The organism is Bartonella gabonensis, from assembly GCF_903679515.1.
Classification (GTDB): domain Bacteria; phylum Pseudomonadota; class Alphaproteobacteria; order Rhizobiales; family Rhizobiaceae; genus Bartonella; species Bartonella gabonensis.
Genome location: NZ_CAHOYM010000105.1, coordinates 1 through 740, shown reverse-complemented (window position 1 = coordinate 740; position 740 = coordinate 1). Strand labels below are relative to the sequence as shown.

At 59.9% G+C, this 740-nt stretch carries 2 protein-coding genes; one reads left to right on the top strand and one right to left on the bottom strand.

The window, feature by feature from the left end; translation table 11 throughout:
• Positions 1–332, top strand: a 332-nt coding sequence (locus HWX04_RS08900; RefSeq protein WP_175869633.1) for a MerR family DNA-binding protein, incomplete at its 5' end; no start/stop codon positions are given.
• Between the two features lie 25 nt (positions 333–357).
• Here the strand turns inward: HWX04_RS08900 and HWX04_RS08895 are convergent.
• Positions 358–740 (bottom strand): type 1 glutamine amidotransferase domain-containing protein (locus tag HWX04_RS08895; protein ID WP_175869632.1); only part of this gene is annotated, 383 nt, incomplete at its 5' end.

The window sequence follows — 740 nt, the reverse complement described above, 5'->3', positions numbered from 1 at the left end:
GGGTGGGCTTCAGCCTGGATGAAATTCGTGCACTCTTGCCGCCCGGCCTGCAAGGCTGGGACCATGAGGCCGTCGTGGGCGCGCTGCGCCAAAAAATTGCCGATATCAAGGCCATGGAGAAAAAGCTGCAGACCAGCAAAAAGCAGTTGCAGGCTTTGTTGTCCGATATTGAAGCGCGGCCAGACAACATGGATTGCCACGACAACGCACGCCGTGTGCTCTCCCATGTACTGGCCCAGCAATCCGAATCCCTGGCCTCTGAAGCAGCGGCCGAAGAAAAAATGAGCAAGCTCATGCGCACCGGACACAAGAAGCGGGCAAGCGCGGCATAGGCCTTCGGCAGTTTGGAACGCGGCCCTAGCGCCTTGCCAGAGCCTGCACCACCTGCTTTGCAGTCGCTTTGGCCGACCCCGGGTTTTGCCCGGTGATGAGGCGGCCATCGGCCACCACATACGACATAAAAGGCAGCAAGGCTTTTTGATAGCGCGCACCGCGCATCTTCATTTCCTGCTCCGCGTTGTAGGGCATGGACCGGGCCACTCCGGCCAGGATTTCTTCCGTCCATGAAAAACCCGTGACCCGTTTGCCCGCGACCAGCAAAGAGCCGTCGCTGAGCTGCGTATTGAGCAGGCCGCAGTAGCCGTGGCAAACCGATGCAACGATGCCACTTCGCTCCCAGATGCTGCGTGTGATGCGCTGCAGCCCCGCACTATCGGGAAAATCCCACATCACCGCATGCC